Annotated in this window: 14 protein-coding genes; 10 read left to right on the top strand and 4 right to left on the bottom strand. The window is 65.6% G+C overall.

Annotated elements, in window-relative coordinates; translation table 11 throughout:
* Positions 1–34: 34 nt before the first annotated feature.
* Positions 35–865, bottom strand: coding sequence for a helix-turn-helix transcriptional regulator (locus tag WN72_RS23075; protein ID WP_092216204.1), 831 nt, complete (start codon positions 863–865; stop codon positions 35–37).
* Between the two features lie 102 nt (positions 866–967).
* On the opposite strand from WN72_RS23075, the gene WN72_RS23070 reads away from it, so the two are divergent.
* Positions 968–1,852: an SDR family oxidoreductase gene (locus WN72_RS23070; RefSeq protein ID WP_092216203.1), complete on the top strand. Its 885-nt coding sequence runs from the start codon at positions 968–970 to the stop codon at positions 1,850–1,852.
* A gap of 28 nt (positions 1,853–1,880) precedes the next feature.
* Here WN72_RS23070 and WN72_RS23065 read toward each other — a convergent pair whose 3' ends face one another.
* The 3 genes from WN72_RS23065 to WN72_RS23055 all read right to left on the bottom strand — a co-directional run bounded on the left by WN72_RS23065 (position 1,881) and on the right by WN72_RS23055 (position 5,132).
* On the bottom strand, positions 1,881–3,215 hold the full coding sequence (locus WN72_RS23065; protein ID WP_092216202.1) for a dicarboxylate/amino acid:cation symporter: 1,335 nt from the start codon (positions 3,213–3,215) through the stop codon (positions 1,881–1,883).
* 84 nt (positions 3,216–3,299) lie between these two features.
* A complete protein-coding gene (locus WN72_RS23060; RefSeq protein ID WP_092216201.1) occupies positions 3,300–3,857 on the bottom strand; it encodes a biotin transporter BioY in 558 nt (185 codons plus the stop codon).
* A gap of 87 nt (positions 3,858–3,944) precedes the next feature.
* On the bottom strand, positions 3,945–5,132 hold the full coding sequence (locus WN72_RS23055; protein ID WP_092216200.1) for a pyridoxal phosphate-dependent aminotransferase: 1,188 nt from the start codon (positions 5,130–5,132) through the stop codon (positions 3,945–3,947).
* 192 nt (positions 5,133–5,324) lie between these two features.
* On the opposite strand from WN72_RS23055, the gene WN72_RS23050 reads away from it, so the two are divergent.
* The 9 genes from WN72_RS23050 (at position 5,325) to WN72_RS23010 (ending at position 14,450) form a co-directional block, all read left to right on the top strand.
* Entirely contained in the window at positions 5,325–6,728 is a 1,404-nt protein-coding gene (locus WN72_RS23050; RefSeq protein WP_092216199.1) for a M48 family metalloprotease, read from the top strand.
* Between the two features lie 103 nt (positions 6,729–6,831).
* Positions 6,832–7,599, top strand: a complete 768-nt coding sequence (locus WN72_RS23045) for a DsbA family protein (RefSeq protein WP_027557801.1) — start codon at positions 6,832–6,834, stop codon at positions 7,597–7,599.
* Between the two features lie 215 nt (positions 7,600–7,814).
* Positions 7,815–8,585: a DUF1236 domain-containing protein gene (locus WN72_RS23040; protein ID WP_027557800.1), complete on the top strand. Its 771-nt coding sequence runs from the start codon at positions 7,815–7,817 to the stop codon at positions 8,583–8,585.
* 260 nt (positions 8,586–8,845) lie between these two features.
* Positions 8,846–9,313, top strand: a complete 468-nt coding sequence (aroQ, locus tag WN72_RS23035; protein ID WP_092216198.1) for a type II 3-dehydroquinate dehydratase — start codon at positions 8,846–8,848, stop codon at positions 9,311–9,313.
* Between the two features lie 37 nt (positions 9,314–9,350).
* Entirely contained in the window at positions 9,351–9,845 is a 495-nt protein-coding gene (gene accB, locus WN72_RS23030; protein WP_092216197.1) for an acetyl-CoA carboxylase biotin carboxyl carrier protein, read from the top strand.
* An 82-nt stretch (positions 9,846–9,927) separates the two neighbouring features.
* Positions 9,928–11,286, top strand: coding sequence for an acetyl-CoA carboxylase biotin carboxylase subunit (gene accC, locus WN72_RS23025; protein WP_027557797.1), 1,359 nt, complete (start codon positions 9,928–9,930; stop codon positions 11,284–11,286).
* Between the two features lie 106 nt (positions 11,287–11,392).
* Complete coding sequence (locus WN72_RS23020; protein WP_092216196.1) at positions 11,393–12,910, top strand: sensor histidine kinase; 1,518 nt, start codon at positions 11,393–11,395, stop codon at positions 12,908–12,910.
* Entirely contained in the window at positions 12,907–13,347 is a 441-nt protein-coding gene (locus WN72_RS23015) for a response regulator (protein WP_027557795.1), read from the top strand. Before WN72_RS23020 ends, WN72_RS23015 begins: the two co-directional genes overlap by 4 nt.
* Positions 13,344–14,450, top strand: coding sequence for a sensor histidine kinase (locus WN72_RS23010; protein WP_027557794.1), 1,107 nt, complete (start codon positions 13,344–13,346; stop codon positions 14,448–14,450). Before WN72_RS23015 ends, WN72_RS23010 begins: the two co-directional genes overlap by 4 nt.
* Positions 14,451–14,471: the final 21 nt, after the last annotated feature.

The raw sequence follows: 14,471 nt of genomic DNA, 5'->3' as shown, positions 1-14,471 counted from the left end.
GATGCGGGTTAAACGCGCGAGGTCGCAAAATCCGTCAGTCGGCGCGCGCGGTGAGCAGCTTTTTGATCCGTTGGGCGTCCTCGACCGTCGCCGGGTTGTAGACGATCATGCTGAGATCGGAGCGGCCCTCGACGTTGAAGCTCGAATATTCGAACGACATCATGCCGTGAAGGGGATGCCGCAGCCGCTTGGTGCCGTCGCCGTGGTGGCGCACGTCGTTGTCGCGCCACAACGCCGCGAATTCCGGGCTGGTGCGGCAGAGCTCGTCGACGAAATCGGCGACATGCGAGACCGCGCCCGCGCGCGCCGCATCCGCCCTGAACGCTGCCACCACGAAGCGCGCGACGCTGTCCCAATCATACTGGGCGGCGCGCACGCGCGGATCGCAGAAGATGAAGCGCAGGATGTTGCGCTGGCCCGGCGGGATCGCGCCATAGTCCGTCAGCACGACGCTTGCGGCGCGATTCCAGGCGACGACGTCCCAGGTTGCGGTCCGCACCAAGGCCGGGCTGAATTCGAGCGCGTCGAGCACGTGCTGTAACCGTGGCGAGACGCCTTCGGTGGCCTGGTAACGCACCTCGGGCGGCCGGCCGAGCCCGATCAGGAACAGATGCTCGCGCTCGACATCCGTCAGCATCAAGGCGCGGGCGATGCGGTCGAGCACGTCGGCCGACGGCGCGCCGCCCCGGCCCTGCTCCAGCCAGGTGTACCAGGTCGGGCTGATATTGGCGCGCTGCGCCACCTCCTCGCGGCGCAGCCCGGGCGTGCGCCTGCGGCTGCCGGAAAAGCCGAACGCTGTGGCATCGAGCCGGGTACGGCGGTCCTTCAGGTAGGCGCCGAGCAGGTTTTCAGCGGTCTCGCTCATCCTGTTAGCTATTATACCCTGATAAGGTCACTACTTTACCCGGATAATGATAGCGCAGATGGTCGTCTCCACCAACGCCCTCGATCGATCTGGAGATGCCTCATGCGAGTTTTCGTCACCGGCGCCACCGGCTTTGTCGGCTCCGCCGTCGTTCGTGACCTGATCGCCGCCGGCCACCTTGTCACCGGTCTTGCCCGGACCGATGCAGGTGCGGCCGCCGTCGCCGCGATGGGTGCGCAGGTCCATCGCGGCTCGCTGGAGGACCACGCCTCCTTGCGCAGTGGCGCGGCTGCTTCCGACGGCGTGCTTCACCTCGCCTTCAACCACGACTTCTCGAAATTCGCCGAGAATTGCGAGCTCGACCGCCGCGCCATCCTCGCACTCGGCGAGGAGCTGAAAGGCTCGAACCGTCCACTCATCGTCACTTCGGGCGTGGCGCTGCTCGCGCCCGGACGCCTTGCGACCGAGGACGATGCGGCTGCGCGCCATTTCCCGCGCGTGTCGGAGGCCACCGCCGAAGAGCTCGCCGAACGCGGCGTGCGCGCCGGCATCGTGCGGCTGCCGCCCACCACCCATGGCGAAGGCGACCACGGCTTTGTGCCGCGCCTGATCGCGATCGCGCGCGAGAAAGGAGCCGCCGCATACCTCGGCGATGGCAGCAACCGCTGGCCGGCCGCGCACCGCTTCGATGCCGCACGCGTCTACCGCCTCGCGCTGGAGCAAGGCGCATCTAACCGCCGCTATCACGCCATCGCCGAGGAAGGCGTGCCGTTCAAGGCGATTGCAGAGGTGATCGGCAAAAGGCTCGGCGTGCCCGTGGTTGCGAAGACGCCGGATGAAGCGGAGGCCCATTTCGGCTGGTTCGCGCGATTTGCGGCCGTCGACGTTCCGACCTCCAGCGCGAAGACCCGCGCCGCGCTTGGCTGGGAGCCGAAAGAAAAAGGGCTGATCGAGGATCTCGACCAGCCCTATTACTTCAAGGTTTGACAGCGCGGCTCGCGCTGTCAAATCCGCATCAGTCCGTCGTGATGGCCGTTTCCATGTCGGTCGGATCGATCTGCTGGTTCAGCCGCGCGTTGAGCTTGTCGCGGTCGAGCTCGCCCTCCCACCAGGCGACGATCACGCAGGCGACGCCGTTGCCGCACAGATTGGTCAGCGCGCGGCATTCGCTCATGAACTTGTCGATGCCGAGCACGATCGCCATGCCCGGCACGAGGCGCGGATCGACCACGGCCAGCGTCGCCGCCAGCGTGATGAAGCCCGCACCGGTGATGCCGGAGGCACCCTTCGAGGTCAGCATCGCCACCACCAGGATGGTGAGCTGCTGGCCGAAGGAGAGATCGAAGCCGAGCGCCTGCGCGATGAAGAGCGTCGCCAGCGTCATGTAGATGTTGGTGCCGTCGAGGTTGAACGAATAGCCCGTGGGCACCACCAGACCCACCACCGACTTCGAGCAGCCGAGCCGTTCCAGCTTCTCCATCAAGGACGGCAGCGCGCTTTCCGACGACGAGGTGCCGAGCACGATCAAGAGCTCGTCCTTGATATAGGCGAGGAACTTGAAGATCGAGAAGCCCGCCAGCCGCGCGATGATCCCGAGCACCACGAACACGAACAGCGCCGCGGTCAGGTAGAACGTCGCGATCAGGCCGACCAGGTTGAGGATCGCGCCGGTGCCGAACTTGCCGATGGTGTAGGCCATCGCGCCGAACGCGCCGATGGGAGCAGCGCGCATCACGATGGAGATGACGCCGAACACGGCATGCGCGGCATCGTCGATGAAGTTGCGGATGGTGTGGCCGCGCTCCCCCAAGCTCATGATGGCGAAGCCGAACAGCACCGAGAACAGCAGCACCTGGAGGATCTCGCCCTGCGCGAAGGCGCCGACCACGGTGTCGGGAATGATGTGCAGGACAAAGTCGACCGACCTCTGCGCCTCGGCCTGCTTGGCGTAGTTGGCAACCGCCTGCGCATTGGCGGCGGCATTGCCGAAGCCCGCGCCCGGCCTGACGACATTGCCGACGATGAGGCCGATCACCAGCGCGAAGGTCGAGACCACCTCGAAATAGACCAGCGCCTTGACGCCGATGCGGCCGACCTTCTTGGCGTCCTGGATGTGCGCAATGCCGGATACGACGGTGCAGAAGATGATCGGCGCAATCACCATCTTGATCAGCTTGATGAAGCCGTCGCCCATCGCTTTGATCCACTCATTGGTGGCGAGCGACGGCCACAACCAGCCGACGATGGCGCCGAGCACGATGGCGATCAGCACCTGAACGTAGAGAACTCTGTACCACGGCTTTGCTGCGGCTGGCGTTGCCGGCGCCGCCGCTATCGTTGTCGTCGTCATCGTTTCACTCCCCCTCAAAAATCAGAGCCAGCCAAGATCAACTTGGCCGGCCCTGTCAATTGGAACTGCTCGGAATGGTGCGCTTTACCCGCGGCGATCGACGAGCCGGCGTGCCGCCGGCATCAGCGTCGCGCCAAGCGCGTTCTTGACCAGCGAGGCCGCGATGAACGGCGCAAGGCCGACCTGCCAGGCCTTCGCGGCGCCGAGCCCGAGGCCAAAGGCGAGCCAACCGAACCCGGCCGCCAGTATGACGATATGACCGACCGCCATTGCCGCAAACAGCAGCACGACGCTGCGATCCCAGCCGCGCTCGGCGAGCCAGCCGGTGACGAAGGCGGCGCCGACGAAGCCGAACAGATAGCCGGCGGTCGGGCCGACCAGGGGTGCGATCCCACCGACCGGGCCGGCGAACACCGGCAGTCCCATCGCGCCTTCAGCGAGGTAGGCAATCATGGTTGCGCTGCCAAGGCGCCAGCCATAGGCGGCGCCGATCATCAGCACGACCAGCGTCTGCAAGGTCATGGGCACGTAGGGCAGCGGCAGGTTCACCTTGGCTGACAGCGCCATCAAGGCGGTGCCGAGCGCGACCAGCACGACGGCGCGCAGTGCGCCGACGCTTTCGCCCGGCCGGGTCGGCCACATCAAGGCGGCGAGAGGAGAATGCGTGGCGGTGGACGAGACGGAACGGTCAGACAAGTTGAACTCCGGAAGGCTGGCGAAAACTGGCGGCTATTTAAGCCAGTGAGCGATCCGGTCAACTGCCTCGCGCATCTCGTCCGGCGAGCGCGCATAGGAAAAGCGAATGAACGAGCGGCCGTGAACGGGATCGAAATCGAGCCCTGGCGTCGCTGCGACGTTCGCCTGCTCCAGCATTTGCTTCGCAAACTCGAAACTGTCGGAGGTGAAGTCCGAGACGTCGGCATAGAGATAAAATGCACCATCGGCCGGCAGAAACTTGCGCAGGCCCGCCTTGGGCAATCCCTCGATCAGGATGCGCCGGTTTTCCTGATAGCCGTGCTTGATCTCCTCCATCTCGGCCGCGCCGTCGAAGGCGGCTTCGGCCGCGATCTGCGACAGCGCCGGCACCGAGATCGACAGGTTCTGCTGCAGCCGCTCGATCGGACGCACGAGTATCTCGGGCACGACCATCCAGCCGACGCGCCACCCGGTCATGCAAAAATACTTCGAGAACGAGTTGATCACGAGTGCGTGCTCCGACAGCGCCGCCGCCGTTACCGCCGGAAACGCATAGTCGAGCCCGTGATAGATCTCGTCGGAGATGAAACGGATGCCGGCATCTTCCGCCGCCGCCATCAGGCTGGCGAGCGCCTCGCGGGACATCATCGTGCCCGTCGGATTGGCGGGACTGCCGACCAGCACACCCTTCAGCGGCGCCTTCCGATGGGCGGCGAGCAGCGCTTCGCCGGTCAGCGCATGGCGCGTGTCGTCCGTGGTCTCGATCAGCACCGGCTCGCAGCCGAGCGCGGTGAGGATGTGGCGATACGGCGGATAGCCCGGCACTGTCACCGCGACGCGGTCGCCCGGCTCGAACATCGACAGGAACGCCAGGATGAAGCCGCCGGACGAGCCCGTCGTCACCACGATCCTGTCGGGGCTGACGTCACAGCCATGGGCGTCGCGATAGTGCCGCGCGATGCGCTCGCGCAACGAGGGGATACCGAGCGCCGAGGTATAGTCGATCCGTCCCGCCTCGAGCGCCGCATGGGCGGCCGCAATCGCCGTCTTCGGCGCGCCGGCCGCGGGCTGGCCGACCTCCATGTGGATGACATGACCGCCGGCGGCCTCGATTCGGGCCGCCGCGGCCATCACGTCCATCACCATGAAGGGGGGAACATCGCTGCGGCGGGAGGGCTCGAGCCACTGCCCCAACCGGTTCCTCAATGTCGCGTCGTGCATCGATTTCTGCTATTCGCTGGCGGGCCGGTCCGTCCGGTCCGGGAAACGGGGCGCTTGCGCCCCAGACTGGCCGCATTGTACGGCTCATAAGGGGTACGGCTCACAAGGGCATATCGCGTATCCGGTCCGCCGCCAATCGCCAAAAACCAATCACCAAACTGCTTTGCCAGACCGTTTGACCCAGACCGCCTGATGTTGCTCCAGATCGCATTGCGCAGGAAGGCCTCCGCCCTCACCGCCCTCGTCACGGCCGCAGCGATCGCGCTGTTGCCGGTCCCGGCCGCGCATGCGCAGGCCAAGGGGCCGCCGGTCCTGCGCGACACCGAGACCGAGCAGCTGCTGCGCGAATACACCCGCCCGATCCTGCGCGTCGCCGGCCTGGAGAAGCAGAACATCCAGATGGTGATCCTCAACGACGCCTCGTTCAACGCGTTCGTCGCGGATGGCCGCCGCATCTTTGTCAATTACGGCGCGATCCTCCAGTCCGAGACGCCGAACCAGATCATTGGCGTGCTCGCGCACGAGACCGGGCATCTGGCCGGCGGCCATCTGTCCAAGCTGCGTGAGCAGCTCGCCACCGCCCAGACCCAGATGATCATCGCGATGCTGCTCGGCGCCGGTGCAATCGCCGCGGGCAGCACTCGCGGCAGCAGCAGCGCCGGCAATAACGGGCTTGCCAATGCCGGCGCGGCCGCGATCGCCGGCCCCCAGGAGATGATCCGCCGGACGCTGCTGTCCTACCAGCGCCAGCAGGAGGAGAACGCCGACCGTGCCGGCGTGAAGTTCCTGACCGCGACGCAGCAGTCGCCGAAGGGTATGTACGAGACCTTCAAGCGCTTCACCAGCGAGAGCCTGTTCGCCGCGCGCGGCGCCGATCCCTACCTCCAGTCGCACCCGATGCCGGCCGAGCGCGTCGCTGCGCTCCAGGAGTTCGCCAGCTCCAGCCCCTATTGGGACAAGAAGGACGATCCGGCGCTCCAGCTCCGCCACGACATGGTGCGCGCCAAGATCTCCGCCTTCATGGAGCGGCCGGAGACGGTGTATCGCCGCTATCCGCAGACCAATGACAGCCTGCCGGCGCGCTATGCCCGCGCCATCAGCACCTATCTGCACGGCGACCTGCGCAGCGCGCTGGCCCAGATCGACGCCCTGATCCAGGTCCAGCCCAACAACCCGTACTTCTACGAGGTGCGCGGCCAGGCCCTGCTGGAGAGCGGCAAGCCGGCCGACGCCATCGCGCCCCTGCGCAAGGCTGTCGCACTCTCCAACAACGCCCCCCTCATCGAGATGTTACTTGGGCAGGCTCTGGTTGGAACCGATAATAAGGCCTACACGGACGATGCTGTTCGGATTCTCCGTGCCGCGGTGGCACGGGAGCCCGAGGCGCCGCTCGGCTACACCCAGCTCGCGATGGCCTATGGCCGGAAGGGCGACTATGCCGAGGCCGATCTCGCCTCGGCGCAGGCCGCTTACCTGCGCGGCGACAACAAGACCGCCCGCGAGCTTGCCACGCGCGCGAAAACCCGTTTCGCCGTCGGCACGCCCGGATGGGTCAAGGCCGACGACATCGTGGCGTCAAAGCCGCCGCGCAACTAAGTCAAACTAAGTAAGACGACGCCTGATACCCACGACGTCACGACACCAGAACCAGTCCGCCGGGACGTTTTCCGAAACCTGCTTTGGATAAGAGGATTTGCCTATGCCTTCGCTGCGCCTGCTTGCCCCCGCGCTGTTTGCGCTCGCCATGTTCGGCGCGGCCGCGCCCGCGTCGGCCGACAGCTTTTCCGATGCCCAGCGCACCGACATCGAGGCAATCATCAAGAACTACCTCGTCACCCATCCCGAGGTGCTCGAGGAGGCGATGACCGAGCTCAGCAAGCGCCAGGCCGATGCCGAAACCAAGAAGCACGAGGCCAGCATCGCGCAGAACTCGGATGCGATCTTCAACTCGCCGCGCCAGGTCGTGCTCGGCAACAAGGACGGCGACGTCACCTTCGTCGAGTTCTTCGACTACAATTGCGGCTACTGCAAGCGCGCCATGGGCGACATGCTCGACCTCATGAAGAGCGATCCGAAGCTGAAGGTCGTGCTGAAGGAGTTTCCGGTGCTGAGCCAGGGCTCGGTCGAAGCGGCGCAGGTCGCGGTCGCCGTGCGCATGCAGGATCCCACCGGCAAGAAATATCTCGACTTCCACCAGAAGCTGCTCGGCGGCCGCGGCGCCGCCGACAAGGCGCGCGCCCTGCAAGCGGCCAAGGAAGCCGGCCTCGACACCGCGAAGATCGAGAAGGACATCGCCAGCCCCGAGGTGCGCGCCACCATCGAGGAGAACTTCAAGCTTGCGGAGGCGATGGGCATGAACGGCACGCCGAGCTACGTGATCGGCAAGCAGATTGTGATCGGCGCCGTCGGCCTCGAAGGCCTCAAGGAGAAGATCGGCGTCGCCCGCTGCGGCAAGGCGACTTGCTGACAGAGCGATCGCGCAGCTCACAACTCAAGCATGCATCGAGGCCGGCTGAAAAGCCGGCCTTTTTCGTCGGCCAAAGCTGGCGCGAATCCGGCGCGCGCATTCATCTCGCGTTTAGGAAACAAATACCCCGGAACCGGCGATGTTCCGGAACAACTCAAATCTCCTTTCGTTGTCGGCGCGGGCAATGACGCAAATGGACACGTGAGGAGAATTCGATGTTGAACCGCTTTATGATCTCGGTTGCCGCACTCGCGCTGGTGGCGGGCACCGGTCTGGCGAACGCACAGGACAAGGGCCGCGACACTGGCGGCGCTGGTTCGCAGCAGCAGATGCAGCATTCGCAGCCTTCCGGCGGCGCCGCAGAGCGCGGCTCGATGGGCAAGGAGTCCTCGGGCGCCGAGAAGGGCACCGTCGGCCAGGCCGGCGGCTCGATGGAGAAATCCGGCGCCGCGGAGAAGTCCGGTGGGATGGAAAAGTCCGGCACGATGAACAAGAACGCGGCTGACGAGAAGGCCGGCGCGAAGGGCGAGCACGCCCAGGGTGCACAGGACAAGTCGAAGAGCATGAGCTCGGACTCGACCAAGTCTGACTCCACTAAGTCCGGCGCCAAGGACATGAAGGCCGAGGACAACAAGGCCGGCGGCGCCGCCAAGAGCAACAATGCCGAAAACCGTCCGGGCGCGACCGACAGCAAGTCTCAGACCACGACGGGCAACGCCTCCGCGACTGCCGCGGCGCCGCCCGCCGAGAAGCGGACTGAAATCTCAACGGCGATCAAGTCGACCAAGATCGAGGAGACCACCAACGTCAACTTCAACGTCTCGGTCGGCACCGCGGTCCCGGCGTCCGTCCACTTCCACCCGCTGCCGCCCCGGATTGTCGAGATCTACCCGCAGTGGCGTGGCTATGAGGTGATCTACGTCCGCGGCCAGTATGTGATCGTCCGTCCGCAGACGCGCGAGATCGTGTACATCATCGAAGGCTAAGCCGCTTCGGTGAAGACCAGACGAGCCCCTGCCGAGAGATCGGCGGGGGCTTTTGGCCTGTTGGCCGGCTTGTCCCGCCTGTCCCGGCCGGCAGCCATGCTTCGGACTGGTTAACAAGCAATTTCCGTAGTTTCCGCACAGGTTTTTGCGCAACGGATGAGGTGCCTGAACCCACCTTGGAGGTCCTTCAAGGCTTCCCCTCACGCGCTTTGTTACCTATAACCCCCGCCACGCCGAAGCACCTCTTTTCCGGGATTGGAATGGCTCAACCTGCAACCGACACGATCCTCGTCCTGAACGGGCCGAACCTCAACATGCTGGGGACGCGCGAGCCCGAGAAGTATGGCCATGCGACGCTGGCCGACGTCGAGGCGCTGTGCCGGGAGACGGCAGCACATTTCGGCCTCAAGGCCGACTGCCGCCAGTCCAACCGCGAAGGCGAGCTGATCGACTTCATCCACGAGGCGCATGCGCGCAAGATGAAGGGCATCATCATCAATGCCGGCGGCTATTCGCACACCTCGATCGCGCTGCACGACGCGCTGCTCGCGGTGCAGATCCCGACGGTCGAGGTTCACGTGACCAACATCCACGCCCGCGAGAGCTTCCGTCACCACTCCTACACCGCGCGCGCGGCCTTCGCCTCGCTGTGCGGTTTCGGCATCGAGGGCTACCGCCTCGCCATCCAGGGCCTTGCAGCCAAGCTCGACATCAAGCCCAAAGCCTGACGCACCCTCCTCACACAGAACATTCGGATCAAACAACATGGCGCGCCAGCCAGACGACAAAGCAGCCGCAAAGTTTTCCAGCGAGGATTCCGCGCTCGTCCGCGAGCTCGCTCTTCTGCTCGATGAGACCAGCCTCACCGAGATCGAGATCGAACGCGCCGGCCTGCGCCTGCGCGTCGCCCGCAACATCAGCGTCGCCGCGACCATGCCGATGCCGATCGCAGCCGCTCCCGCCGCGCTGCCGATGGCGGCAGGCGCCGCTGCGGCGCCTGCTGCCGCCGCCGACCTGTCGAAGCATCCGGGTGCGGTGACCTCGCCGATGGTCGGCACCGCCTATTGGGCGCCGGAGCCTGGCGCAAAGCCGTTCATCGAGGTCGGCAACAAGGTCTCGGTCGGCCAGACCCTGCTGATCATCGAAGCCATGAAGACCATGAACCAGATCCCCTCGCCGCGCGCCGGCACGGTGACGCAGATCCTGGTCGAGGACGGCCAGCCGGTCGAGTACGGCGAGCCGCTGGTTATTATTGAGTGACGCGAATGGGGAATAGCGAATAGCGAATGGCATCAGCCTTCCCTACTCGCCATTCGCCAGTCGCCATTCGCTGCAGGACAACATGTTCGACAAGATCCTCATAGCCAATCGCGGCGAGATCGCCCTTCGCATACTGCGCGCCTGCAAGGAGCTCGGGATCGCGACCGTCGCCGTGCACTCCACCGCCGACGCCGATGCAATGCATGTGCGCCTGTCGGACGAGAGCGTCTGCATCGGACCGCCGCCGTCCAAGGACAGCTATCTCAACGTGCCGGCGCTGCTCGCGGCCTGCGAGATCACCGGCGCCGATGCCGTGCATCCCGGCTACGGCTTCCTGTCGGAGAACGCGCGCTTCGCGGAAATCCTCGCCGAGCACAATCTGCAGTTCATCGGCCCCAAGGCCGAGCACATCCGCCTGATGGGCGACAAGATCGAGGCCAAGAAGACCGCCAAGCGGCTCGGCATCCCCGTGGTGCCCGGCTCCGACGGCGCGGTCGGCCCTGATGACGACGCGATGGCGATCGCGAAGAAGATCGGCTTCCCGGTGCTGGTGAAGGCCGCCGCTGGCGGCGGCGGACGCGGCATGAAGGTCGCGCACAGCGAGGCCGACCTCCAGGTCGCACTGTCGACGGCAGCCAATGAGGCCAAATCCGCCTTCGGCGATGCCTCCGTCTACCTCGAAAAATACCTCCAGAGGCCGCGCCATATCGAGATCCAGATCCTCGGCGACGGCCGCGGCGGCGCGATCCATCTCGGCGAGCGCGACTGCTCGCTGCAGCGCCGCCACCAGAAGGTCTGGGAAGAAGGCCCCTCGCCGGTGCTTGCCGCCGCCGCGCGCGCCAGGATCGGCGAGACCTGCGCCAAGGCGATGCGCGAGATGAAATATCTCGGCGTCGGCACCATCGAGTTCCTGTTCGAGGACGGCGAGTTCTACTTCATCGAGATGAACACGCGCATCCAGGTCGAGCATCCCGTCACCGAGAGCATCACCGACATCGACCTCGTGCTGGAGCAGATCCGCATCGCCGCCGGCGGCGACCTGCCCGCGAAGCAGGAAGAGGTGCAGATCATCGGCCACGCCATCGAGTGCCGCATCAACGCGGAGAATCCGCAGACCTTCCGACCCTCGCCGGGCCGCATCACGCAGTACCACCCGCCCGGCGGGCTCGGCGTGCGGATCGATTCCGCGGTCTACCAGGGCTACCAGATCCCGCCCTATTACGACTCGCTCGTCGGCAAGCTGATCGTCCACGGCAAGACCCGCACCGAATGCCTGATGCGCTTGCGCCGCGCGCTGGACGAGATGGTCGTGGACGGCATCGAGACCACCCTGCCGCTGTTCCGCGACCTGGTGCGCCAGGACGACATCATCAACGGCGACTACCACATCCACTGGCTGGAACAGTATCTCGCCGGCAAGGCGGAACCGGGCACGAAATAATCCCTTCTCCCATGGAACCCATTGGCCCCAATCGAGTTCTCGACGGTGGGGCCAGTTCCCGAGGGGGCGTTTTGAATTCCGTTGAACCTGAGCGAGTGAGACCGTCGTGACGGCCGAGGGCCAACGACGGCGGGCATTCTGGCAGATCCTGCTGTTCGCGGCGGGCCTGCTGGTGCTGACCGTGATCAGTGCCGGCTCAGTCTATCTCGTCAACAAGGCGCGCGACGACGCCAAATGGGTGCTTCACACCATCGAGGCGGAGAACCAGATCAACACCCTGCTGCTCGAGATCCGGCGCGCCGAGAGCGGCGCCCGCGGCTTTCTCCTGACGCAGGGACCGGATTTCCAGTCCGATCACCAGAAAGCCGTCGCAGCGATCATTCCCGCGCTCGACAAGCTCACGCGCCAGATTGGCGACAATCCGGCGCAACGCGAGAGCCTCGAGAAGCTGCGCGCGGCGATCGAGACCCGGCTCGACCAGTTCTCACGCGAGATGAATTTCGTGAAGCAGGGCCGCCCCGACGATGCCACCGCGCTCGTCCGCGAGGCCGCTGCCGGCAATACCACGACCACGATCACCAACCTCGCCAACGCGATGATCCGCGAGGAGGAACGGCTGTTCCAGATCCGCAGCGCCAACTCCGACCGGAGCCAGACGCTGGCGGCGTCGATGACCGGCATCGGCTCCGGCCTCGTCGTGCTGCTGGCCCTGATCTCGATCTGGCTGGTGCGGCGCTCGGCCCGCGCCCGTGACGAGGCGGAAACGCGCCTGCGCGATGCCAACGTCAATCTGGAGGCCGTGGTCGACGAGCGCACGGCGGACCTGCGCGAAGCCAATGACGAGATCCAGCGCTTCGCCTATATCGTGAGCCACGATCTGCGCTCGCCCCTCGTCAACATCATGGGCTTCACCAGCGAGCTCGAGGAGCTCGGCGGCGACATTTTCCGCCGCATCAGCGGCCTTGCCCACGTCCCCGCCGACGGGCCGCCGCTGCCGGCCGGCGAGATCGCGCTCGAAGGCCCCGACAAGCAATTGTCGACGGATTTTGCCGAGGCGCTCGGGTTCATCAAATCGTCGATCGCCAAGATGGACCGGCTGATCTCGGCCATCCTCAACCTCACCCGCGAGGGCCGCCGCGAGTTCCAGCCGGAGAAGATCGATACGCGCGAGCTGATCGAGGCGATCGTCTCGACCCTGGCCCACCAGGCCGCCGAGGCGCAGGCGGAGATTCATGTCGCGCCCTTGCCGAATCTCATCAGCGACCGCCTTGCGCTGGAGCAGATTTTCTCCAATCTGATCGATAACGCGATCAAATATTTGAAGACTGGCGTTCCCGGCGAGATCAGAATCCGCGGGCGCACCAAGCTCGGCTACGCTATCTTCGAAATCAGCGATAACGGCCGCGGTATTGACCCTAGGGATCACCAGCGGATCTTCGACCTGTTCCGCCGTGCGGGAACCCAGGACAAGCCCGGCCAGGGCATAGGTCTTGCACATGTGCGTGCACTTGTGCGCCGCCTCGGGGGCACGATGTCGGTATCATCGGAACTAAACGCGGGCAGCACCTTCACGATCACGCTGCCCATCACCTGGAACGTCAGCAACCGGAACGCAGATCGATGACCCAGCCTGTCACCATCATCATGATCGAGGACGACGAGGGACACGCCCGGCTGATCGAGCGCAACATCCGCCGCTCCGGGGTCAACAACGAGATCGTCTCGTTCCCGAACGGCACCGACGCGATGAAGCACCTGTTCGGCGCGGACGGATCCGGTCTCGTGCAGAAGGGCAACGCGCTCCTGATCCTGCTCGATCTCAACCTGCCCGACATGACCGGGATCGACATCCTGAAGCAGATCAAGGAGAACAAATATCTGAAGGCCTCGCCCGTGGTGGTGCTGACCACCACCGACGACAGCCAGGAAATCAAGCGCTGCTACGAGCTCGGCTGCAACGTCTACATCACCAAGCCCGTCAATTACGAGAATTTCGCCAATGCCATCCGGCAGCTCGGCCTGTTCTTCTCGGTCATTCAGGTCCCGCCTGCCGCCACATGAACCAACAGCGCACGCCAACACTGCTCTATATTGACGACGACGACGCGCTGGCGCGTCTGGTCGATCGCGGCCTGACGCGGCGCGGCTTCAAGGTCGTTCTTGCCGCAAGCGGCGAGGAGGGCCTCGAGCGCATCCGCCGCGCGGAGACCGAGGGCGGCATCGACGTCGTGGCGCTCGACCAGTACATGCCCGGCCTCGATGGCCTCGAGACGCTCGAGCAGATCATGGCGATAGCGGGCGCGCCGCCGGTGGTGTTCGTCACCGCCTCGCAGGATTCCACCATCGCGGTGACAGCTCTGAAGGCGGGCGCGGCCGACTACCTCGTCAAGGACGTCAAGGGCGACTTCATCCCCCTGCTCCACGTCGCGGCCGAGGGCGCGCTGCGCCAGGCCGAGATGCAGCGGGCGCGCGAGGAAGCCGAGGCCGAGATCCACGCCTCGCGCGACCGCTATGCCGCGCTCGCCGCCGAGCGCGAGCTGCTGCTGCGCGAGGTCAACCACCGCGTCGGCAACTCGCTCCAGATCATCGCCTCGCTGCTGCACCTGCAGGCGAGCTCGGCCGCGCAGGAAGAGGTCAAGGCGGCGCTGACCAATGCGATGGGCCGCGTCGCTGCGGTCGCGCAGGTGCACCGCCGCCTCTACACCTCGCAGGACCTCAAGAGCGTGGTGCTGAACCAGTACCTGGACTCGCTGCTCGAGGATCTCCGCCGCTCGGCCGAAGGTAACCGGATGTCGCGCCTGACGCTGAAGGCCGAGCCGATCGAGATCGACCCGGACCGTGCCGTCGCCGTCGGCATCATCGTCAACGAGCTGGTGATGAACGCGGTGAAATACGCCTATCCAGATGGCGCCGGCCCGATCCATGTCGAGCTGAGCTCGAAAGGAGACGATCTGCTGCTCGCGATCAGCGACGACGGCGTCGGCGACAACGTCAAGGCCGATCCGCGCTCGACCGGCATGGGCCAGCGCATCGTCGCGGCGATGGCCTCCAAGCTGGATGCCACCGTCGAGCGCGATCCCGCGCATTCCGGAACCCGTATCGTGTTGCGGTTCCGCCGCGTGCCTGACGTGCCCGGCAAGACCAGCAGCGCCGCCGCGAGCTGACCTGCGCGCCACCCATCGCAA

The organism is Bradyrhizobium arachidis, assembly GCF_015291705.1.
Lineage (GTDB): Bacteria > Pseudomonadota > Alphaproteobacteria > Rhizobiales > Xanthobacteraceae > Bradyrhizobium > Bradyrhizobium arachidis.
This window is presented reverse-complemented; position numbering and strand designations above follow the sequence as displayed.

Excerpts from the sequence above, each read along its gene's own strand:
- WN72_RS23075 (WP_092216204.1), bottom strand. The coding sequence starts at position 865 with ATGAGCGAGACCGCTGAAAACCTGCTCGGCGCCTACCTGAAGGACCGC.
- WN72_RS23070 (WP_092216203.1), top strand. The coding sequence starts at position 968 with ATGCGAGTTTTCGTCACCGGCGCCACCGGCTTTGTCGGCTCCGCCGTC.
- WN72_RS23065 (WP_092216202.1), bottom strand. The coding sequence starts at position 3,215 with ATGACGACGACAACGATAGCGGCGGCGCCGGCAACGCCAGCCGCAGCA.
- WN72_RS23060 (WP_092216201.1), bottom strand. The coding sequence starts at position 3,857 with ATGTGGCCGACCCGGCCGGGCGAAAGCGTCGGCGCACTGCGCGCCGTC.
- WN72_RS23055 (WP_092216200.1), bottom strand. The coding sequence starts at position 5,132 with ATGCACGACGCGACATTGAGGAACCGGTTGGGGCAGTGGCTCGAGCCC.
- WN72_RS23050 (WP_092216199.1), top strand. The coding sequence starts at position 5,325 with ATGTTGCTCCAGATCGCATTGCGCAGGAAGGCCTCCGCCCTCACCGCC.
- WN72_RS23045 (WP_027557801.1), top strand. The coding sequence starts at position 6,832 with ATGCCTTCGCTGCGCCTGCTTGCCCCCGCGCTGTTTGCGCTCGCCATG.
- WN72_RS23040 (WP_027557800.1), top strand. The coding sequence starts at position 7,815 with ATGTTGAACCGCTTTATGATCTCGGTTGCCGCACTCGCGCTGGTGGCG.
- aroQ (WP_092216198.1), top strand. The coding sequence starts at position 8,846 with ATGGCTCAACCTGCAACCGACACGATCCTCGTCCTGAACGGGCCGAAC.
- accB (WP_092216197.1), top strand. The coding sequence starts at position 9,351 with ATGGCGCGCCAGCCAGACGACAAAGCAGCCGCAAAGTTTTCCAGCGAG.
- accC (WP_027557797.1), top strand. The coding sequence starts at position 9,928 with ATGTTCGACAAGATCCTCATAGCCAATCGCGGCGAGATCGCCCTTCGC.
- WN72_RS23015 (WP_027557795.1), top strand. The coding sequence starts at position 12,907 with ATGACCCAGCCTGTCACCATCATCATGATCGAGGACGACGAGGGACAC.
- WN72_RS23010 (WP_027557794.1), top strand. The coding sequence starts at position 13,344 with ATGAACCAACAGCGCACGCCAACACTGCTCTATATTGACGACGACGAC.